Origin of the sequence: uncultured Streptococcus sp., assembly GCF_963516575.1 — a bacterium.
Taxonomy (GTDB): domain Bacteria; phylum Bacillota; class Bacilli; order Lactobacillales; family Streptococcaceae; genus Streptococcus.
This window is the reverse complement of sequence record NZ_CAUQCP010000036.1, coordinates 1-22425: the sequence shown is the minus strand read 5'-3', so window position 1 is coordinate 22425 and position 22425 is coordinate 1. Positions and strand designations below refer to the sequence as shown.

Annotated in this window: 17 protein-coding genes and 2 tRNA genes; 1 reads left to right on the top strand and 18 read right to left on the bottom strand. The window is 40.8% G+C overall.

The genetic code is table 11. The annotated features are described in order from the left end of the window. Positions 1-32: 32 nt before the first annotated feature. Positions 33-1274: a D-alanyl-D-alanine carboxypeptidase PBP3 gene (pbp3, locus tag RWM06_RS07265; protein WP_313970639.1), complete on the top strand. Its 1242-nt coding sequence runs from the start codon at positions 33-35 to the stop codon at positions 1272-1274. Positions 1275-1357: 83 nt separating this feature from the next. Here the strand turns inward: pbp3 and sufB are convergent, their stop codons facing one another. The 18 genes from sufB to parE form a co-directional block, all read right to left on the bottom strand. After that, on the bottom strand, positions 1358-2770 hold the full coding sequence (gene sufB, locus RWM06_RS07260) for a Fe-S cluster assembly protein SufB (RefSeq protein ID WP_000797054.1): 1413 nt from the start codon (positions 2768-2770) through the stop codon (positions 1358-1360). Positions 2771-2827: 57 nt separating this feature from the next. Then, the gene (gene sufU / locus RWM06_RS07255; protein ID WP_313970638.1) at positions 2828-3268 is read right to left on the bottom strand and encodes a Fe-S cluster assembly sulfur transfer protein SufU; all 441 of its coding nucleotides are present in this window, start codon (positions 3266-3268) and stop codon (positions 2828-2830) included. Beyond that, the gene (locus tag RWM06_RS07250; protein WP_313970637.1) at positions 3255-4481 is read right to left on the bottom strand and encodes a cysteine desulfurase; all 1227 of its coding nucleotides are present in this window, start codon (positions 4479-4481) and stop codon (positions 3255-3257) included. Before RWM06_RS07250 ends, sufU begins: the two co-directional genes overlap by 14 nt. A 10-nt stretch (positions 4482-4491) precedes the next feature. Next, on the bottom strand, positions 4492-5754 hold the full coding sequence (sufD, locus tag RWM06_RS07245) for a Fe-S cluster assembly protein SufD (RefSeq protein ID WP_313970636.1): 1263 nt from the start codon (positions 5752-5754) through the stop codon (positions 4492-4494). Between the two features lie 27 nt (positions 5755-5781). Then, a complete protein-coding gene (sufC, locus tag RWM06_RS07240) occupies positions 5782-6552 on the bottom strand; it encodes a Fe-S cluster assembly ATPase SufC (protein WP_313970635.1) in 771 nt (256 codons plus the stop codon). 256 nt (positions 6553-6808) lie between these two features. After that, positions 6809-7003 carry a DUF3272 domain-containing protein gene (locus tag RWM06_RS07235; protein WP_313970634.1) on the bottom strand — a complete coding sequence of 65 codons (195 nt, stop codon included), beginning with the start codon at positions 7001-7003 and terminating at the stop codon, positions 6809-6811. A gap of 27 nt (positions 7004-7030) precedes the next feature. Then, entirely contained in the window at positions 7031-8683 is a 1653-nt protein-coding gene (dnaX, locus tag RWM06_RS07230) for a DNA polymerase III subunit gamma/tau (protein ID WP_313970633.1), read from the bottom strand. After that, entirely contained in the window at positions 8683-9180 is a 498-nt protein-coding gene (locus tag RWM06_RS07225) for a GAF domain-containing protein (RefSeq protein WP_313970632.1), read from the bottom strand. The genes dnaX and RWM06_RS07225 overlap by 1 nt, the downstream gene beginning before the upstream one ends. An 85-nt stretch (positions 9181-9265) precedes the next feature. Further along, positions 9266-10468 (bottom strand): 30S ribosomal protein S1, encoded by a 1203-nt coding sequence (gene rpsA, locus RWM06_RS07220; RefSeq protein WP_313970631.1) that lies wholly within the window; start codon positions 10466-10468, stop codon positions 9266-9268. 161 nt (positions 10469-10629) lie between these two features. Beyond that, a tRNA-Gln gene (locus RWM06_RS07215) sits at positions 10630-10701 on the bottom strand. Positions 10702-10710: 9 nt separating this feature from the next. Continuing rightward, positions 10711-10791: transfer RNA gene (locus tag RWM06_RS07210), tRNA-Tyr, on the bottom strand. A gap of 49 nt (positions 10792-10840) precedes the next feature. Further along, the gene (locus tag RWM06_RS07205; protein ID WP_313970630.1) at positions 10841-11071 is read right to left on the bottom strand and encodes a DUF2969 domain-containing protein; all 231 of its coding nucleotides are present in this window, start codon (positions 11069-11071) and stop codon (positions 10841-10843) included. A gap of 98 nt (positions 11072-11169) precedes the next feature. Then, complete coding sequence (locus tag RWM06_RS07200; protein ID WP_313970629.1) at positions 11170-13137, bottom strand: peptide ABC transporter substrate-binding protein; 1968 nt, start codon at positions 13135-13137, stop codon at positions 11170-11172. Between the two features lie 22 nt (positions 13138-13159). Next, the gene (locus RWM06_RS07195) at positions 13160-14182 is read right to left on the bottom strand and encodes a branched-chain amino acid aminotransferase (protein WP_313970628.1); all 1023 of its coding nucleotides are present in this window, start codon (positions 14180-14182) and stop codon (positions 13160-13162) included. Positions 14183-14323: 141 nt separating this feature from the next. Continuing rightward, positions 14324-16354 (bottom strand): thiol-activated cytolysin family protein, encoded by a 2031-nt coding sequence (locus RWM06_RS07190; protein ID WP_313970627.1) that lies wholly within the window; start codon positions 16352-16354, stop codon positions 14324-14326. A gap of 329 nt (positions 16355-16683) precedes the next feature. Continuing rightward, a complete protein-coding gene (gene parC / locus RWM06_RS07185) occupies positions 16684-19152 on the bottom strand; it encodes a DNA topoisomerase IV subunit A (RefSeq protein WP_313970626.1) in 2469 nt (822 codons plus the stop codon). A gap of 333 nt (positions 19153-19485) precedes the next feature. After that, a complete protein-coding gene (locus RWM06_RS07180; RefSeq protein WP_313970625.1) occupies positions 19486-20304 on the bottom strand; it encodes an aminoglycoside 6-adenylyltransferase in 819 nt (272 codons plus the stop codon). 27 nt (positions 20305-20331) lie between these two features. Beyond that, positions 20332-22275 (bottom strand): DNA topoisomerase IV subunit B, encoded by a 1944-nt coding sequence (gene parE, locus RWM06_RS07175; RefSeq protein WP_313970624.1) that lies wholly within the window; start codon positions 22273-22275, stop codon positions 20332-20334. Positions 22276-22425 lie beyond the last annotated feature (150 nt).

The window sequence follows — 22425 nt, the reverse complement described above, 5'->3', positions numbered from 1 at the left end:
TATTTTTTTCTTTATGTTAGAATAAACTTACTATGAAAAAAATCATTTTAACTCTACTAAGCTTATCCGTGATTGGTTCAGCATCTACTGTTGCTGCTCAAGATTTTAATATTGCTGCTAAACATGCTATTGCTGTTGAGGCAAATACTGGCAAAATTCTCTATGAGAAAGACGCAACTCAGCCAGTCGAAATCGCTTCAATCACAAAATTGATTACGGTTTATCTTGTCTATGAAGCCTTGGAAAACGGAAGTATTACACTATCTACCCCAGTAGATATTTCTGACTATCCTTACAAATTAACGACAAATTCCGAAGCCAGTAATGTTCCTATGGAAGCTCGTAATTATACCGTCGAACAACTACTTGAAGCAACACTAGTATCTAGTGCTAACAGTGCTGCTATTGCCTTAGCAGAGAAAATTGCTGGCTCAGAAAAAGATTTCGTCGATATGATGCGCGCTAAACTCTTGGAATGGGGAATTCAGGATGCCACTGTTGTCAATACGACAGGTCTTAACAATGAGACTCTAGGGGATAACATTTACCCAGGCTCTAAAAAAGATGATGAAAACAAGCTCAGTGCTTATGATGTTGCTATCGTTGCTCGTAACCTCATCAAAAAATACCCACAAGTCTTGGAAATCACCAAAAAACCTTCTTCTACTTTTGCTGGAATGACAATCACTTCGACTAACTACATGTTAGAAGGCATGCCTGCTCATCGCGGTGGTTTTGATGGCCTCAAGACAGGAACAACAGACAAAGCTGGTGAATCTTTTGTTGGTACTACTGTCGAAAAAGGGATGAGGGTTATCACAGTCGTTTTGAATGCAGACCATCAGGACAATAATCCTTACGCTCGCTTCACAGCTACATCGTCACTAATGGATTATATCTCTTCTACATTCACGCTTCGTAAAATCGTTCAAAAAGGCGATGCCTACCAAGATAGCAAAGCCCCTGTACAAGATGGAAAAGAAGATACGGTCACTGCCGTTGCCAAAGATGATATCTCTCTAATTGAACGTGTTGGGAGTCAATCTTCCCAATCTATTCAATTCACACCTGATTCCAAAGCAATCCCAGCACCACTTGAAGCTGGAACAGTAGTTGGCCATTTGACTTACGAAGACAAGGACTTGATTGGTCAAGGTTACATTACCACAGAACGTCCTAGTTTCGAAATGGTAGCAGAAAAGAAAGTTGAAAAAGCCTTCTTCTTAAAAGTTTGGTGGAATCAGTTTATCCGATTTATCAACGAGAAATTATAAAAAATCGCGATTTTAAACCGCGATTTTTTTGTTACAAGTTCATCTTCAAAGTCCTTGATTTTTAGTAAATCTAAAATCAAATTTTACCCAACTGACCCTTCCATTTCATAGCTAATCAAGCGGTTGAGCTCAACGGCGTATTCCATTGGAAGCTCTTTTGTAAATGGTTCTACAAATCCCATAACAATCATCTCAGTTGCCTCAGATTCTGACAATCCACGACTCATGAGGTAATAGAGTTGCTCTTCTGAAATCTTAGAAACCTTGGCTTCGTGTTCCAAAGCGACTTGTGAGTTGTGAATTTCATTAAATGGAATAGTATCTGATGCTGACAAGTCATCCATGATAATAGTATCACACTCTATGTGAGAGACAGATTTCTTAGAGTTCTTGTTGAAGGTCACTTGTCCACGGTAGTCAACCTTTCCTCCGCCTTTAGCGATGGATTTAGACACAATAGACGAGCTTGTATGTGGAGCATTGTGAATCATCTTAGCACCAGTATCCTGGTGTTGCCCAGCATTGGCAAAGGCAATAGAAAGCATGGTACCACGCGCCCCTTCTCCATCTAGGTAAACAGATGGGTATTTCATAGTAGTCTTTGCACCCAAGTTACCATCAATCCACTCAACAGTGGCATCCTTTTGAGCCTTAGCACGCTTTGTTACCAAGTTATAGACGTTATCAGACCAGTTTTGGATAGTCGTATAACGCATATAAGCTCCATCCAAAGCAAAGATTTCTACAATGGCCGCATGCAAGCTGTTACTTGAATAAGTTGGCGCTGTACATCCTTCTACGTAGTGGACACTTGCTCCCTCATCAACGATAATCAAGGTACGTTCAAACTGACCAGTATTTTCGTTGTTGATACGGAAATAAGTTTGAAGCGGAATATCTACCTTTACCCCTTTTGGTACGTAGATAAAGGTTCCACCTGACCATACTGCCGAGTTGAGGGCTGCCAACTTGTTATCAGTAGGCGGTACCAACTTCGCAAAGTATTGTTTAAACAAGTCTGGGTATTCCTTGAGGGCAGAATCCGTATCTGTAAAGATAATCCCCAATTTCTGGAACTCTTCCTTCATGTTGTGGTAAACCACTTCTGACTCGTACTGGGCAGAAGCACCTGCTAGATAAGCACGCTCAGCTTCTGGAATCCCGATTCGTTCAAAGGTTTCTTTGATTTTTTCAGGAACTTCGTCCCATGAACGAGCTGGTTTATCAGATGGTTTTTGGTAATAAATCAGGTCATCAAAATCAATCTCTGACAAGTCTGCTCCCCAAGTTTGCATGGGCATTTTTTTGAAGGTTTCATAAGATTTCAAACGGAATTCCAGCATCCACTCAGGTTCTCCCTTAGCAGCTGATAATTCACGAATGACATCTTCATTCAATCCTTTTCCTGTCGATAGGACAGGCTCTACATCGTCATGGAAACCAAATTTATATTCACCAAGATCAATTGGTTTTGGTTCTACTCTTTCTTCAGCCATAATATCCTTTCTTTCATTCTTCATTTCTAATAGTTCATAAGACAAAAGAAACTTGTCTTACTTTTTTTCTTGATTTTCAATTGTTTTCTTAAGGGCATTCCAAGCCAAAGTTGCACACTTAATCCGTTGCGGAAATTTAGCAACACCTGACAAGAAGGCTGCATCACCTAGTTGGTCTTGGCGTTCATCTTTTTGCCCTTGAACCATTTCAGAAAAAATGGTCGCAAGTTCTAAAACTTCTTGCTTGGTCTTACCCAAAACAGCATCTGTCATCATACTAGCAGAGGCAGTTGAGATGGTACAGCCTGAGTTTAGAAAAGCGATATCCTCCAAACGATCATCTGCATCAAACTTGACAGAGAGATTGATGACATCTCCACAGGTTGGATTGTTGAGACTGATTTGCTCAGCGTCTTCTAACTTTCCTTGGTGATGTGGATTTTTCGAATGGTCCGCTACCACTGCCATATAAAGGCTATCTAGTTTAGAAAGTGCCATTGAAAAACTCCTTTGTCTTTTGTAAGGCATCGACTAGCTTGTCGCAATCTGCCTTGGTATTGTAGATATAAAAACTTGCACGAGCTGTTGCTGGAACATCCAAATACTGGAGCAAGGGTTGCGCACAGTGGTGACCTGCTCGAACAGCCACTCCTTCATAATCAAGTGCTGTAGCTAGGTCATGGGGATGAAGATCCCCTAAGTTAAAGGCAATGACACCTGAGCGTTGAGCCAAGTCCTGCGAACCATAAATGGTCAATCCTTCAATCGCCTCCAGTTTTGGATAGACGTATGCGATCAATTCTTGTTCATGAGCTTCAATGGCATCCATGCCAATTTTTTCCAGATAATCCACTGCTGCTGCAAGTCCAATAGCACCTGCCATATTTGGCGTTCCAGCCTCAAATTTCCAAGGCAATTCTTTCCAACTAGCAGATTGCTCATAGACGAAATCAATCATCTCACCGCCAAATTCAACTGGTGACATTTGTTCCAGATACTTCTCTTTGCCGTAAAGGACACCAATACCAGTTGGACCCGCCATCTTGTGACCTGAAAAGGCGAAGAAGTCCACATCCAAGTCCTGAACATCAATCTTCATATGGGGTGTAGATTGAGCACCATCTACCACCATGATTGCTCCAACTTGGTGGGCCATTTGAGTAATTTCCTTAATTGGATTGACCACTCCAAGAACATTAGAGGCATGAGCTAGCGAAACAAACTTGACATTGTCCGTCAATTTAGCTCGCAAGTCATCCATATCCAAGGCACCGTCCTTGAGATAAACATAGACCAGCTCTGCTCCAGTCTTGCGACAGGCTTCCTGCCAAGGAATAATATTGGAATGGTGTTCCATGATAGAAATCAAGACCTGGTCTCCCTCAGTCAGGATTTCCTCAGCAAAGCGCGCCACCCAGTTAAGACTGGTTGTCGTTCCTCTGGTAAAGAGTACTTCCTTTGTTGAGCCTGCATTGATAAACTTACGAATGGTTTCACGAGCAGCTTCATAGGATGCTGTCGCACGCTCTGCCAAAGTATGAACCCCACGGTGAACATTGGCATTGTCCTGCTCATAGTAGCGGTTAATCGTCTCCATAACTGCTAGTGGTTTTTGTGTCGTCGCAGCATTGTCCAAATAAACCAATGGTTCATCATTGACAATCTGGTCTAAAATTGGAAAATCCTTGCGAATCGCTTCTACATCTAACATAGGCTTCCCCTTAGCGTTTTGACAATTTTTCTTCAATCGTTGCAATCATTTCATCACGAACTTCCTTGACTGGAATATCAACGATAACAGATCCAAGGAAACCACGAACAACCAAACGCTCAGCAGTTGCCTTGTCCAAGCCACGGCTCATGAGATAGTACATATCTTCTGGATCCACCTGTCCGATAGAAGCCGCGTGTCCTGCAGTTACGTCATTTTCATCAATCAAAAGAATTGGATTGGCATCTGAACGCGCTTGATCTGAAAGCATGAGAACACGACTCTCTTGTTGCGCATCCGCTCCCTTGGCACCCTTGATAATGTGGCCAATACCATTGAAGGTCAAAGTTGCTTTTTCAAGAATAACCCCATGTTGGAGGATATTTCCGATTGAGTTGCAACCATAGTTAGTTACTCGGGTATCAATCCCTTGTACCTGACGGCCACTTGAAAGAGCTACGACTTTAAGATCAGCATGGCTACCGTTACCAATCAAGTCGCTATCAAAGTCAGCAACGACGTTTCCTTCGTTCATAACACCAATCGCCCAGTCAATGCTTGCATTGTTGCCTAATTTACCACGACGGCTAATGTAGGCAGTGACGTTTTCACCTAGACGGTCGATAGCCGCAAACTTCACTTGAGCACCAGAACGCGCAATTACTTCTACTGTGATATTAGCAGTTGCTTTGGCACTTCCTTCACCGCGTGACTCTAAACGCTCCAGATAACTAATCTTAGAATTTTTACCAGCGATAATCATAATATGCTTGTTAAACGGCACATCGCTATCGCTGTCTTGGTAGAAAATTCCTTCGATTGGTTCAGCAATTTCCACGTTATCAGGAATATAGAGAACAGCACCACTGTTGAAATAAGCTGTATGGTAGGCTGCCAACTTATCATCGTCATACTTAACAGATGACATGAAGAATTCTTCAATCAGCTCTGGAATTTCTTCTAAAGCTGAGTGGAAGTCTGTAAAGACAACACCCTGTTCAGCCAACTCAACTGGAATTTGCTCAAAAACAGTCTGAGTTCCTACTTGAACCAATTTCAAGTGATTATCTAGAGCTGTGAAATCTGGAACATTTGCTGATGGCTCATTTTCTGTAATCGTTCCATCACCCAGATTCCAACGGTGGAATTTGACACGCTCAATAACTGGTAATTCCAAAGTCTCAATCTTGTCAAAAGCTTTTTGACGGAGATCAGCCAACCAACTTGGTTCAGCGTGCATTTCTGAAAAAAGTTTAATATTTTCTTTAGTCATTTACTTCTCCTAAAAGATACGAGGGAATTACAATTCTTCCTTGTAGTCGTAGCCAAGTTCTTCAGCTAGTTTTGCGTATCCTTCACGTTCCAAACGTGCAGCCAATTCTGGACCACCAGAAAGGACAACACGACCTTCCATCATGACGTGTACCACATCAGGTGTGATGTAGTTCAAAAGACGTTGGTAGTGAGTGATAATCATAGCACCAAAACCTTCACCACGCATGGCATTCACACCTTTCGATACGACTTTAAGAGCATCAATATCAAGACCTGAGTCAATCTCGTCCAAAAGGGCGAAAGTTGGTTCCAACATCAAGAGTTGAAGAATTTCATTACGTTTTTTCTCACCACCAGAGAAACCTTCGTTGAGGTAACGCTCAGCCATTTCTTCTTTCATGTTGAGCAATTCCATCTTCTCATCCAATTTAGTGATAAACTCACGAACTGAAATCTTCTCATCGTCTTCTTTACCAGCATTCATGGCTGCACGAAGAAACTCAGCATTGGTAATTCCAGGAATTTCTGATGGGTATTGCATAGCAAGGAAAAGTCCCATACGCGCACGCTCGTCCACTTCTAACTCAAGGATGTTTACGCCATCAAACAAGACTTCACCTTCGGTAACTTCATAGTTTGGATTTCCCATGATAGCGGCAGAAAGAGTCGATTTACCTGTACCATTTGGTCCCATGATAGCGGCGATTTCTCCTGTTTTCAGGGTCAGATTAACCCCTTTTAAAATTTCTTTTCCTTCAATCTCAACGTGAAGATCTTTGATCTCTAATACTGACATGATAGTTCCTTTCTTTTTCAAGACCTTTACAGTACTTACTAGAAACATACTTATACTCTTCGAAAATCAAATTCAAACCACGTCAGCGTCGCCTTACCGTACTCAAGTACAGCTTGCGGCTAGCTTCCTAGTTTGCTCTTTGATTTTCATTGAGTATTAATTTCCCTAGAAAATACGGTAAAAGGTCAATAAATATACTTTTATAGTATAACAAAAAAAAGCCTAAAAGGCTTTGATTTTGTCTAGAAGCTGAGGACTAGTCTTTTCCTTTTAAATGTTGGTCAATGACATCTACAATCTTGCCCATCAAGTAACTAACTCGAAAATTTCTAAAGAGCAAAATGGCCCAAAAGGCTGCCATAATATAGCGACCAGTCATCCAGGCTTCATTGAAAAAATAGGTCTCAGCAGCTGTAAACAGCGCCATAATAATAAATTGTTGTCTATTCATAAACTTATTGTATCATGAAATCTTTCTTTAGTCTTCCTCTACCTTCACTTTATCAGCCAAAAATTCAAATCCTTCTGGAATCAGGCTTTCTTCTTCTTTTTCAGTTTGAGAAGATTTGGCTTTGGCTGAAAAGGCTGCGCGAACTTCTTTCCATTCCTCCATGGAAATGGCTAAAATCTCAGGTGAAAAACCTGCTGCCTGACTGAGGATATTGCCAAACATGGTGTTGAGATTGTCTCGTTTCATGGTTTGACCAGCATTGAAGTTAGACTCAAAAGCAAGAATAGCATGGTGTTCATTGGCCGCAACCGGTTGAGAACCAACTAGCAGAGCCTTATCAGGGCCCCCTAGACTTTCAATCACCTCTCCCCAGGCATTCTGCAAACGAATCAGATTTTGACGTGCTAAATCAGGATTTTCAACGGCCTCTTGTAGGATCGATTGAACTTTATTGCGATCTACACGATAGACGGTCTTGCCTGCTGCTGGGCGGGGAGTTACTGGGCTTGTTGGCTTGGGTGCAGTTCCCACATTTGCGAGTTCTTGTTTAAGACGCGCAACTTCCTGTCTCAATGCAGAAATTTCATGTTCAACTGCCCCTGAAAGAGCTGGTTCAGGCTTAATCTCCGCCAAACGGATGGTCATCATCTCAGCATAAATCTTTGGCTGTAAACTAGACTTAATATCTGCTAAACTCACTGTCGCCAAACGAATCATTTCAAACAGATTTTCTTGAGGAAGTGCCAAATTCTCTACAAAGACTGAACTATGGTGAGTGTTTTCTCCCCCTGTTTGAACAATTAATAAATCTCTTAAATAGTGCAAAAGGTCGGTCACAAAACGAGTCATGCTTTTACCATTGTCAAAAAGAAGATTCAAGCAAGACAAAGCCTTGGGAACATCCTGTTGAGACAAGGCAACCACATAATCATCCAAGGCTGATAGACTAATAGTCCCTGTAATTTCTTCAGAGATAGCAGTCGTCAATTCATTTCCCTGTGTCAAACTCAGGGCTTGATCCAAAATAGACAAGGCATCCCGCATCCCACCTTCAGCCCGTCTTGCGATAATTTCCACAGCCTCTGGTTCAGAACTGATATTTTCTTTTTCTAAGATATAGTGGATATGTTCCTTAATATCCTGTGTTTTAATTGATTTAAACTCAAAACGTTGCACACGGGATAGAATAGTGACAGGAATCTTGTGCAATTCAGTAGTGGCCAAAATAAAGACCACATTCTGTGTTGGCTCTTCCAGCGTCTTTAGAAGGGCATTAAAAGCCCCTGTAGACAGCATGTGAACCTCGTCTATGATATAGACCTTATAACGGGCAAGACTAGGCGCATAGGTAGATTTATCACGAATTTCACGGATTTCATCTACCCCATTATTAGAGGCTGCATCCATTTCAATGACATCTTCTAAACTACCATCTGTCACTGCTTGACAAATATAGCAGTTATTACACGGTTCACCACCCACTTGATTTGGACAGTTCATAGCTTTGGCAAAAATCTTGGCTACACTGGTTTTTCCCGTTCCACGAGGACCAGAAAAAAGATAAGCGTGACTTATTTTCTCTTGCTCTACTGCTTGTTTAAGAGTCTTAGCCACAACTTCCTGTCCAACCAACTGGGAGAAGTTTTGACTTCTATATTTTCGATAAAGTGCTTGATACATTAGGCTTTCTCCCCAAACATTGTAAAGTCCCATTCTGTCTTTTCAAGCAAAATAGCGACAAATTGTTCCAAATAATCTCGATCCATAGCATCATAATCATCAATCTCTGAAGAATCAAGATCCAGAACTCCAAGTAATTGACCATTCTTAACCATCGGAACAACAATTTCACTTTTAGCCCGACTATCACAAGAAATATAGTTGGGATAGGTACTTACATCACCAACCAGAACTGTTTCCTGAAACTCAGCAGCTTCACCACAAACACCCTTGCCCAGTGCAATACGGATGCAGGAAACACCACCTTGGAAGGGACCTAAAATCAATTCCTCTCCATCGAACAAATAAAAGCCTGAAAATACGGTATTAGGAAAACGTGATTTTAAAAGAGCACTGGCGTTGGAAAGATTAGCCAAAACATTGGTTTCACCTTCCAATAAAAAAGAGAGCTCTTCATTTAACATTTGATAACGCGATTGTTTTTCTGATTCTAACATAGGACTATTATATCAAAAAAGGCTTACAGACAAAAGAAAAATCCCTTGTTAAGTAAACAAAGGATTTTGTGAATTTTCAATTTGATTAAAGTTCGATATCACCGAACAAGTCAGCCATTGAGAATCCTGTTTGTGTTTCTGGAAGTTCGAAATCACGTTTTTCTTGACGTTTTGGACGACGTGGACGAGCAGCACGTTTTTCTTCTTTTTGTCCTTCTTCTTGAGCTGGACGCTCTTCAAGAGCTTTGATAGAAAGTGATACGCGCTCTGCATCTGCGTTAACTTCAAGAACTTTAACTTTAACTTCTTGACCAACTTTAAGAGCTTCTTTTGGATTTTCAATACGTTTGTGTGAAATTTGTGATACGTGAACAAGTCCATCAATACCTGGCAATACTTCAACAAATGCACCGAAGTCAGTCAAACGTTTAACTGTTCCTTCCACTACATCACCTTTAGCCAATTTTTGCTCAACGCCATCCCATGGTCCAGGTGTTGTTGCTTTAAGTGAAAGTGATACACGTCCTTCTTCTTCGTTAAGATCAAGGATTTTCACTTCGATTTCTTCACCAACAGTTACAACTGATTTTGGTGAAACGTTACGTTCATGTGACAATTCAGTCAAGTGAACCAATCCGTCAACACCACCAAGGTCGATGAAAGCACCGAAGCTTGTGATACGTGCAACTTTACCAGTTACAACATCACCAACAGCCAATTTACCGAATACTTCAGCGCGAGCTGCTACAGTAGCTGCTTCAACAACTTCACGACGTGAAAGGATGAAGCGGTTTTCTTTAGCGTCAACTTCTTTGATTTTAGCATCAAATTCTTGACCTACAAAACGCTCAGTGTTACGTACGAAACGAGTATCCAACATTGAAGCTGGGATGAATCCACGAACACCTTCAAATTCTACTGAAAGTCCACCTTTAACGGCACGAGTTCCTTTAACAGTAACAACTTCTTCTTCGCGACCAACAAGTTTGTCCCATGCTTTGCGAGCTTCAAGGCGTTTTTTAGATACAAGGTATGTAACTGTATCAGTATCTTTACCAACTACTTGACGAAGTACAAGAACATCCAATACTTCTCCTACTTTAACAAAGTCATTGATATCTGCATCGCGATCGTTTGTCAATTCGCGAAGAGTCAAGACACCTTCAACACCAGTTCCAGAGATTGCAACGTTAGCTTGAGTCGCATCAACTGTCAATACTTCAGCACTAACAACATCACCAGTCTCAACTTGGCTAACGCTATTTAGCAAATCTTCAAATTCGTTCATCTAAAAAATCCTCCAACAATCAAGTTTTTCTTAAACTTGACATACTTATAATTTTTTTCCTAAGCACCCGCAAGGACATGTTCATATCATTAACGTCTTTCAATTATAAAAATAAAATACCCTAAGATATTTTGCTTTTTATCTTGATTATTACCTAAGAACTGGGGTAGCTGGATTCGAACCAACGCATGAGGGAGTCAAAGTCCCTTGCCTTACCGCTTGGCTATACCCCATTGATGAAATGGAGAGAGAGGGATTCGAACCCCCGAACCCGAAGGAGCGGATTTACAGTCCGCCGCGTTTAGCCTCTTCGCTATCTCTCCTATAATCAACATGGACTATTATATCATGAAAATTTCAAAAAAACAAGACTTATTTTGCTAAATTATAATTTTCAATCAAAATTTCCACAGCTTTTTCCAAATTTTTATAAAAACTATCGACATTCCCATTCTTTATAACAGCAAACTGTCCATCTAATTCGGCAATTTCTCCGATAACTTTTTTACCAATGGTCAAGGTATAACCTTCAAAACTGTCTTTTCCTACATTAACTTTGGCATCTGCTACTTGAATTTCGATTTTCTTATCTTTCTTACTCATTTCATACCTCTCTTCACTTTTTCTATTTTACAAGAAAATCCCAAAACTAGCAAGAAAAAACTCTATATCATTCCGTGTCTGATATAGAGTTTTCTGCGTTATTTAATGTGTTTTTCTAGTTCTTTTTGGTACTTACCGTTTGATTCCAATTTTTCTTTTTGCCATTTTTTCAGTGCTTCTTCATATTCTTTTGTTGTAACAATATCTTTTTGCAACTTCATTCCCTTAAAGATATATGGGTCACCCTTAATACCAACTTGTGAGTATGGTTTTGAGAATGGCACTACATTACTTACAACTGGAGAACCACCAGATGAGGCTGTTGGCATCAATAATGAACTATCTGTCAACCAAGCTTGAGCCTTGGCATATTTTTCATAGCGCTCTTCAAGATTCGTAGTTTCTGAATCGGCATCATCCAATAATTTCTTATACTGGTCCAAACCAAGTTTAGCCACAACTTCTTTGTCTTTTCCTTTAGTAATGCCAAGGTGTTTCATAGCAGAACCTGATTTAGGATCCATGATAGTTAAATAAGATGCTGGGTCTTGGTAGCTTGGAGCCCATCCTGTACTGTTCAAATCATAGTCTTTTTGAGAAGGAACACGCGCTTGTGAAGTGATTGTTTCCTTTTCATTATCTGTCATTTGAAGAACATCGATGACAACATTTTCAGCACCAAGAGTTGATTCGATTGACTGTTTGAAAGAGTTACTTTGTTGAACGGCGATGGTATCTGTTTGTTCAACTGGGACATCCAAGTGAATTGGGAAAGTTACCCCTTTAGATTCCAAGTCTTTCTTAGCTTTTTCGAACGCAGCTTTAGCCTTGTCAGGATTGTATATAGAATCCTTACCGTCAACTAGCTCAACGCCTTTCCATTGGTCACCATAGTTCACCAACTCTGCTTGGGCGATTTGGCCAAAGTTCTTACCACCTGCTTGCACAAAGTTGTCAGGAACAAGGCTGTTACGAATAATCTTGTCCGCCCCGTCTTCACCATTTAGCTGGGCAGCATAAGAATGGCGGTTGAAGGCAAAGTTGATAGCCTGACGGAAGTCCTTATTGAGCATAGCTTCTTTAGTAGAAGTCTTTTGCTCTTCACTTGTTTTCGCAGTTTTATTATATGACTGACGATTTACGTTAAAGGTGAAGTAATAGCTACTTGAGTCCTGTGGGCTATAAGTGATTTTATCTCCGTATTGTTCCAAAGTTGAAGCAAAGTTTGAGCTACTTGGGAAGAGACGGGCTGTCGTATAAGCACCTGAAGAGAAACTACGAATCAACGATTCCTGATCTGAACCATCGTAGTATGTTAATTTGATCTTCTCGATTTTTACATTTTCTTTATCCCAGTAATTTGGATTTTTCTCGTATTCGATCAACGATTTAGAAGTCAAAGTCTTCAAGAAATAAGGACCATTATAGAGAATCCCTGCTGGAGTAACTGCTCCATAATCTTTACCTGATGCCTTCAAAAACTCTTCATTTACAGGCAACATCGTCGCTGTTGTAACTTTAGAATTCCAAAAACTTTCTGGTTTGTTTAGGGTATATTCAACTGTATAATCGTCCAAGGCCTTGACACCAACTGTAGAGAAATCATTGGTTTCACCAGTCATGTAGGCATCTAATCCCTTGATTGAATTTTGGATGAGAGAGACACCGTCTGATTTACCGTCAGCCACGTGTTTAAGTCCTGTCACAAAGTCATGGGCTGTTACTTCTGCATATTCTTCACCCTCAGAAGTGTACCATTTCACTCCTTTGCGAAGTTTATAAGTATAAGTCAAACCATCTTTTGACACAGACCAATCTTCAGCCAAGGAAGGAACAACATTGCCGTATTTATCATTTTCCATCAAACCATCAATAACATTTCCAATAACGTCTGTCGTCGATGTCCGAGTCGCTATACTGTAATCCAAAGATGCTGGATCTACTGCATAAACATATGAAAATGTTGTCGGTGCATCTGCTTCTTTATCAGCTTTTCCACAAGCTACTAAAAGAGCTGTTGTACTCAGGACTACTCCTGCTGTTAAGAACCACTTTTTCGATTTCATAAAAAATCTCCTTTAATTTATTTTAATCTACTTTTACAATCCAACCTTCTGGCGCTTCAATATCGCCAAACTGAATTCCTGTCAATTCATCATAGAGTTTTCGAGTCACAGGGCCTACTTCTGTTTCACTATAGAATACATGGAAATCATCGCCGTGCTGAATTCCACCAATCGGGGAAATCACTGCCGCTGTACCACAAGCACCTGCCTCTACAAAACGATCAAGGTTATCAATTGGGACATCTCCCTCAATAGGAGTTAAGCCCAAGCGATGTTCTGCCAAATAAAGCAAGGAATACTTGGTAATAGATGGCAAGATAGATGGACTCAATGGTGTTACAAATTCATTATCAGCTGTAATTCCAAAGAAGTTAGCTGAACCGACTTCTTCAATCTTTGTATGTGTTGATGGATCTAGGTAAATAACATCTGAAAAATGACGTGACTTGGCCATTTTTCCTGGCAAGAGACTGGCAGCATAGTTTCCACCAACCTTAGCCGCACCTGTACCATTTGGAGCAGCACGGTCATATTCATCCTGAATCAAGAAGTTGGTTGGGACCAAACCACCTTTAAAGTAATTTCCAACTGGCATAGCAAAAATGGTGAAAATGTACTCTTCTGCCGGTTTTACCCCAATAATATCTCCGACACCAATCAAAAGAGGGCGAAGATATAGGGTTCCACCTGTTCCATATGGAGGTACATATTCTTCATTGGCACGAACAACTGCCTTACAAGCTTCTACAAACATGTCTGTCGGAACTTGTGGCATCAAGAGACGGTCACATGTCCGTTGCAGGCGTTTAGCATTTTCATCAGGACGGAACAGTTGAACACTACCATCCTTAGTACGATAAGCTTTCAAACCTTCAAATGCTTGTTGTCCATAGTGAAGACTTGGAGAAGACTCTGAAATATGCAAGGTTGCATCCTCTGTAAGCTCTCCTTGATTCCATTGTCCATTTTTAAAATGAGCAATATAGCGATAAGGTAATTTCATATAGGAAAAACCAAGGTTTTCCCAATCAATCGTTACTGTCATATTCCACTCCTTATTCTAAAAACCTATTTCTTTTATTCTACACTATTTTTCTAAAATAGCAAGTATATTTTGTAATTTTCAGAAAATTTCTTCAATAAAAAGAACCAGCTCTTAGAACTGATTCCTTTTACAAGTGAAAAATTAGTTATTTTCAATTTTTTCATCGTATTTTGGTCTGATTGTTGTACCTGAGTTAACAATGGTACGTTTTTGAACAAGAGGCAAATCACTACGATTATATACTGTACGCCATGGTTCCCAAACAAGACCTGTTTTTTCTTGAATCTTCACACGTATATTGCGCACATTTCCTCTAAATTGAATTTCAGTTTGGAAACCAGCTGTTCTACTTTTACCATTATCTTCCCATTGACGTGAGCGAATGCTTTCGATGCCATCCTTGTCATAAGTTACTTCATCCCAGTAAACATAGTAACGAGCGATATAGGCTCCCTTATGATGTAAATTGAGGAAACCATTTTTGTATGAAGTGACTTTCGTTTCAATGTAGTCTGTATTGCTTTGAATTGTGGCCACTTGATTATCTTTCAAGAATGCAGTCTTATAAGAAATTGGAACAGCAGGATTTTGTGTACTAAAAGTAGCTCCTTCTTGAATCAAACTCTTCAAATCTTCTACTGTACCTGTCACAACACGTCCAGCCCTATCAGCATTTCCACCTACGATTGATACTGTTACCTTGGTATCCTTCAAGACACGCGCCCATTCAGATTCGGCTTTAATCGGTACTCCCTTAATTACAGCATCGATAGCTGCTTTCAACTCTGTACTCTTGCTTGTTGTTTCAAATTTGACATACATTTGACGTCCATATGAAACACTTGACACGTATACAGGAGGTGTTTTTTCATCAATTCCACGTGCTTTCAATTGATCAACTGTTACTCCTGAGGCAAATACGTCTGATGGATTTTTTGGAGCATCAAAGTTAGCAGTATAGTAAATTTGTTTAAAATCGACGACCTCAATTTGTTTCTCACCCTTGTTCACAGCTTCAAAATCAAATTTTAAGTTCGCTCCTACTTTTTCAAAATCACTTCCAAATTTTGCTTTCAATTGATTCATGCTATAAGCAGAAGTTGATTCATACTGCATACGTGCTGGAGTAGCGTTTTTCGCAGCATACTTTTCATGCCAACGATTTAACAAGGTATTCACACCTTCCTGCATACCACTTACAGTTGGATTAGCATCTACATAGCTATCTCCGCCTACCATTCCTGGTAAATCAACACTAATTCTACCTTTGCTACGATCTAAACTAATTTGCTGTGGTTTATTTTCTAGAAGGTCTTGATTTACTTTAAACAAAGCACCTAGGTAAATATCCCCATTGCTATTAATGGCAACATCAGAAGAACCATTGGAAAGACTCTTCTTCATTTTCTCTACAACCACAAACTCATTTCCTTGTTGCTTTGCGCTTGTATTGGTGTAATTTTCTATCGCCTCACCCCGTCTAGTTAAAATATCTGTTTTATCATAATTCAAATCAAACAAATAGTGATTGAGTTCAGCAGTAAAATCTGTTTTTGCTTTACTTTCTAGTTTAGTGTTAGTCGCTGCTTTTTCTTTTGCAGAGCGATACACTTCGACTTCTGCCAAACTAAGAGGAGTTTTGGTGTTATTTAGTTCAATTTTAACATATTGCGCATTAAATCCAGAAAATTGAACATCAATCATTGGCTGATTATTTAAACTATCGATGTGTTGACGAGTTACTTCATTTCCAGCTTTATCTAACAAAATAACATCAAAATTAGATAAACGCTTTGCTACATTCCCATCTCCACGATTGTAGATACGAACAGTTCCTACTGATTCTTCTTTCTCTAAATCAACTTTCCACCAAGAATGATCTTGAAAATCTGTATGGGTAACGGAACGGTGGCTCCATGCGTTATCACGATTGCCGTCAACCGCTCTAGACGCTTCTCCTCCATAAGCAATTGAACTCTGACTTGCAGGTTTGTGAGCAGCAATGTTTTCACCAGAAACTGCAGCCACACTTGACTCTGTCGCTTTTACTACATTTGTTTGAAAAATCAGTCCAGAACCTAGTAAAAATGTTGCAATGGCAACACCACATACTCCAACACTAGGTTTACGAATAGAAAAACGAAAGCCTTTATCTTGTTTGTTTTGAGACATACAAAACTCCTTTAATATATTTAAGATAGTTATTTCTTAAGCGCGCTTTTTTAAAACAACAAGAGTATAGCATAAAAATATTATAGATTCAATTGTTTTCTTAAAAAGCTATTATTTTTTATTAGGTCAACTTATATAGTCACTGACACATTAATATCTCAACATTCAAAAACCGAGTGATCTATACCAATAAAAACAAAAAAACGACCAAGCTTACGTCCCTATCAGTTGGGAATCAGCACTGTTCGTTTTTGTATATATAATCAGATTTAACTCTTAAAATCTATAGATTGTCAAATTTCTCAGTGAAAAGCTTTTCATTGTTTTTATCATTTCTTAGATTCAAATTCGGTATAAGCTTCCTGAAGATAAGCGTCAAAAACTTCTTCATCAGAAATGAAGCTTCCGTTACTAGTCCGTTCTGACAAGTTCAAGTCTTGCAATCGGCTTTCATAGATTGTTCCTTTGTTGGATTGGACAAGCAGAGTTTGGTCGTTCTCTTCCACTTCTGTACTAAAGAGGTCACCAACGAAGCCTTGCTCTGCAACTGCACCAGCCAAGAAGACACGATGCGGTTTGTTTTTCAACTCACGCAAGACTTGTAGTCCTCGTTTAGCACGACTGGTTGCTGGAATTTCCTCAATAGAAACACGTTTTAAACTTCCACGCTGAGTCAAGAGGTAGAAGGACGGGGTGTTACAGATAAAGGCGGATTGGAGGACATCATCTTCTTTCAGGTTCATAGCCTTGACACCTGCAGCCTTGGCACCGACAACCGGAACCTCTTCGATATTGAAACGCAGAGCATAACCGTTTTGGCTAATCAAGAGAACATCATCCAGTTTAATCGGAGCCACTGCTACAATCTGGTCTGTCTCGTCTTTGAGCTTAGCATACTTAACAGACTTAGATTTATAGGTCCGCCACGGAGAGAATTCTTTGCGTTCTACGCGTTTGATTTGACCAAGACGAGTTGCAGCAAAGTAGGTTGTCGCATCGTCAAACTGATCCACCACTTCCACATAAAGGATTTCTTCATTCGTTTCAAAGTTTGTAATGGTCTGGCTCAGATGCTCGCCGATATCCTTCCAGCGAATATCTGCCAATTCATGGATTGGTCGATAAATGACATTTCCAAGGGTGGTGAACATCAAGAGGTGCTGGGTTGTCTTGACAGCTTGTACAAAGATCAAACGATCGTCATCACGTTTGCCAATTTCTTCCAAGGTGGAAGCTGCAAAGGAACGTGGGCTGGTACGCTTGATGTAACCTGCCTTGGTCACGCTGACATAGGTATCCTCCTCAGCAATCAAACTAGCTGTATCAATCTCGATTGCTTTCGCAGTGTCTTCTAAAGAACTCAAACGCGGAGTTGCAAATTTCTTCTTGACCTCACGAAGTTCTTTCTTCATAAGATTGTACATAGTCCGTTCATCACCGATAATCGCCGCAAGCATGGCAATCTTTTCACGAAGTTCTGCTTCTTCTTCCTGCAAGACAACCACGTCTGTATTGGTCAAGCGGTAAAGTTGCAAGGTTACGATAGCCTCAGCCTGCTCTTCTGTAAAATCATAGCTGACCTTGAGGTTTTCCTTGGCGTCAGACTTGTTCTCAGAAGCACGGATAAGCGCAATGACTTCGTCCAAAATCGAAATTACACGAATCAAACCTTCGACGATATGGAGACGTTTCTCAGCCTTTTCCTTGTCAAAGCGTGAACGGGCCAAAATCACTTCACGACGGTGGGCGATATAGCTAGACAAGATTGGGACAATCCCAACCTGACGAGGCGTGAAATTGTCAATCGCCACCATATTAAAGTTGTAATTGATTTGTAGATCAGTGTACTTAAATAGATAGTTTAGAACAAGCTCGGTATTAGCGTCTTTCTTGAGTTCGATAGCGATACGAAGACCGTCACGGTCAGACTCATCACGAACCTCAGCAATACCTGCCACCTTGTTATTGACACGAACATCATCGATTTTTTTGACCAGATTGGCCTTATTGATTTCATAAGGAATCTCAGTGATAACGATTTGTTCCTTACCACCTTTTAGCTTTTCAATCTCAGTCTTGGAACGAACGACCACGCGCCCTTTCCCAGTTTCATAGGCCTTCTTGATTTCATCACGTCCCTGAATAATTCCTCCTGTCGGAAAATCTGGCCCAGGCAAGAATTCCATGAGTTTTTCAACTTTGGCCGTTGGATGGTCAATCATGTAAACCGCAGCATCAATAACTTCAGCCAAATTATGCGGTGGAATATCTGTCGCATATCCAGCCGAAATCCCAGTAGATCCATTTACCAAGAGGTTTGGAAAGGCTGCTGGTAAGACAGTTGGTTCTTTCTCCGTATCGTCAAAGTTCCAAGCAAAGGGAACTGTCTTTTTCTCGATATCTTGAAGAAGGTAACCAGCAATCTCAGACAAACGTGCCTCGGTATAACGCATAGCCGCAGGCGGATCTCCATCCATAGAACCGTTATTACCGTGCATTTCAACTAGAATCTCACGGTTTTTCCAGTCCTGAGACATACGAACCATGGCATCATAGATGGAGCTGTCTCCGTGTGGGTGGAAATTCCCCATGATGTTACCGACAGACTTGGCCGACTTACGGTAGCTCTTGTCAAAGGTATTACCATCCTTATTCATCGAATAAAGAATGCGACGCTGAACCGGCTTGAGCCCATCACGAATATCTGGCAAAGCCCGGTCTTGAATAATGTATTTGGAGTAGCGACCAAAACGCTCTCCCATGATGTCCTCCAGGGACATATTTTGAATGTTAGACATATAGGATACAGAGCCCGTAAAATATCAAGTGAAAATAGAAAATTCTTAAAGCGAGCGATGTTCGCAAGAGAATTTATCTTTTTCACCCAGCATTGAGGGCGTGTTCAACTCCTTTCAAAGAATGTAGAGTAGGTTTTTACAGAAAAGGTGTTCAGTTAAGATATAAAGGGACGATTTGGCTTGCCAAAAATGTCTGTAGAAAATCGATGTAGGGCTCGATGAAGTCAAGACGATTTGACTTTTTTCCTAATAAAAATTAGTCCCGTGTTCAGTTACCTCTAGTAACCAAACTATCCTTTCTGTAGTTTAAAAGTTTTAATTTGTGTTCTTTATTTAGTGATTAGGAAGTTTTACCTCAGCATATCTCATCATCTTCTCAGCTACTTCCCTACCGTATTCAAAGCCCATCTTTTGAGCAAGGATTTGAGCTTCTTGATGGAAAAGTTGTATAGTAGCAAATAAAGACTGAGTGATTTTGTCTAAACTTGATAAATCAAGCAGATTTGAGAATTCCTTCTCCTTCTCAATTGGCAAGTAGTTGAAGAGATACTTGTAATTTTTACCAATGTCGACAGCACCTCTATCACTTGCTACTTGCCAAGCTAAGATTTTCAAGAGTTCTTGTTGGCAAATACCATAGAGATGATCCGTTGCATAACTGACTTGCTTACGGCATATCCCCTTGACCACGTAGGCTGACACCCACCAAAATTCATTGCAGGTTTTTTCAAACTCTATCGCACTAGCTGGATTTGTCCAGTAGCGCTTCGGACTAGGCGGATAAGATTCAAACAAACCTTTATCATCTTTCAAAACTGTACAATCAGCCTCACTATCCACCCACTCTTGAATTTGTTGTTTTGGACAGAGGGTTAGATCAATTCTATTTCCATCTTCAAAGAGCATGAGAAATAGACGGCGATGTCCCAACCTAACCTCTTGCTCAATAATACGTTTACCAAATTGGCCCAACCAAGAAAGATCACTCGTCAGATTATCTAAATCGTCCACGACATAGACCACGTCATAGTCTTGAAATTCATCTTTTAGAGCCTTTGGGTTTGTCCGTGAACCAGACATGGCGACAGCCGCGACTTGTAAGGTTTCAGCAGTCTGTAAAATCAGATCTAGCATTTCTGTTTCAGCTCTCATGTTGATACCCATTCATTAAAAACTAACTTAAAACACTGTCGCTTCTTCCAGCGTAAACTTGACATTGTCTTCAATCCACTTACGGCGTGGCTCAACCTTATCCCCCATAAGGACATTAACACGTCGTTCGGCACGAGCCAGATCTTCGATAGTAACACGGATGAGGGTACGGGTTTCTGGATTCATAGTTGTTTCCCAGAGCTGGTCCGCATTCATCTCACCGAGACCTTTATAACGTTGAAGTGTAGCACCTTTACCAAACTGCTTGCGAAGTTCTTCTAGTTCTCCGTCCGTCCAAGCATAGGCCACTTCTTCTTTCTTGCCTTTGCCTTTGGACATCTTGTAAAGAGGCGGAAGGGCGATATAGACATGACCTGCCTCAACTAACGGACGCATGTAGCGATAGAAAAATGTCAAGAGCAAGGTCTGGATATGGGCACCATCGGTGTCCGCATCGGTCATGATAATAATCTTGTCATAGTTTGCATCTTCAAGGGAGAAGTCTGCTCCGACACCCGCACCGATGGTATAAATCATAGTGTTGATTTCCTCATTTTTGAGAATATCCGCCATCTTGGCTTTAGCTGTATTGATAACCTTACCACGAAGGGGCAAGATAGCCTGAAACTTACGGTCACGGCCTTGTTTAGCAGAACCGCCAGCAGAGTCCCCCTCAACTAGATAGAGTTCATTTTTTGCAGGATTCTTAGACTGAGCAGGAGTCAATTTACCCGACAACAAGCCCTTATCTTTCTTATTTTTCTTCCCATTTCGGCTCTCATCACGCGCCTTACGTGCTGCTTCACGAGCATCACGAGCCTTGATAGCCTTGCGGATGAGGTTAGAAGCTAGCTCCCCATTTTCCATAAGGAAGAAGGTCAACTTATCCGCCACAATTCCATCCACAACGGGACGAGCAAGAGGGCTTCCTAGTTTGTCCTTGGTCTGACCTTCAAACTGAAGATGTTCTTCAGGGACTAGAATAGAGAGGACAGCCGCTAGCCCCTCACGATAGTCTGACCCTTCAAGGTTTTTATCTTTTTCCTTGAGAAGCCCCGTCTTACGCGCATAGTCATTCATGACCTTGGTAATGGCAGACTTAAGTCCAGTCTCATGTGTTCCACCGTCCTTGGTACGAACATTATTAACAAAGGACAAGATGTTATCTGAAAATCCGTCATTATACTGAAGCGCAACTTCCACTTGGAAACCATTGTCTTCCCCTTCAAAGTATAGAACTGGCGTCAAGGTTTCCTTATCTTCGTTCAGATAAGAAACAAAGTCTTGTACCCCATTTTCATAGTGAAACTCAACAGACTCATCTGTTCGCTTGTCCATCAAGGACAAGGTCACATTTTTTAAGAGAAAAGCTGACTCATTGAGACGTTCTGAAATGGTATTGTACTTGAAGTCTGTCGTAGAAAAGATAGTCGAATCAGGCATAAACGTAACCTTGGTACCTGTCTTAGACTTAGGCGCTGTACCGATTTTCTTCAAAGTCGTAACAGGTTTGCCACCATTTTCAAAACGTTGCTTGTAAACTGCACCATCACGGGTAATTTCAACTTCCAACCAGCTTGATAGGGCGTTTACAACGGAAGATCCAACCCCGTGGAGACCACCAGAAGTTTTATATCCTCCTTGACCGAACTTTCCTCCGGCGTGAAGAATGGTAAAGATAACCTCAACGGTTGGAATTCCCATAGCGTGCATCCCCGTCGGCATCCCACGACCATGGTCTTGCACAGTCAAACTGCCATCTTTATTGATAGTCACATCAATACGGTCACCAAATCCAGACAAGGCCTCATCGACAGCATTATCGACGATTTCCCAGACCAGGTGGTGGAGGCCAGCACCATCGGTCGATCCGATATACATCCCTGGACGTTTACGGACCGCATCCAACCCTTCTAGCACCTGAATGGCGTCATCATTATAATTGTTAATATTGATTTCCTTTTTTGACACAAGGAACCTCCTATTCGTTCATCTTTACTATTCTACAGGTTTTCCAAGGATTTTGCAAAATTTTTCTTTCTCCGATGTGACAATTTCAGAAGTGGGTAACTTCCACTTGACTGGCCGAAGTGGAAATTAGTCTAAAACGGATTTTTATGG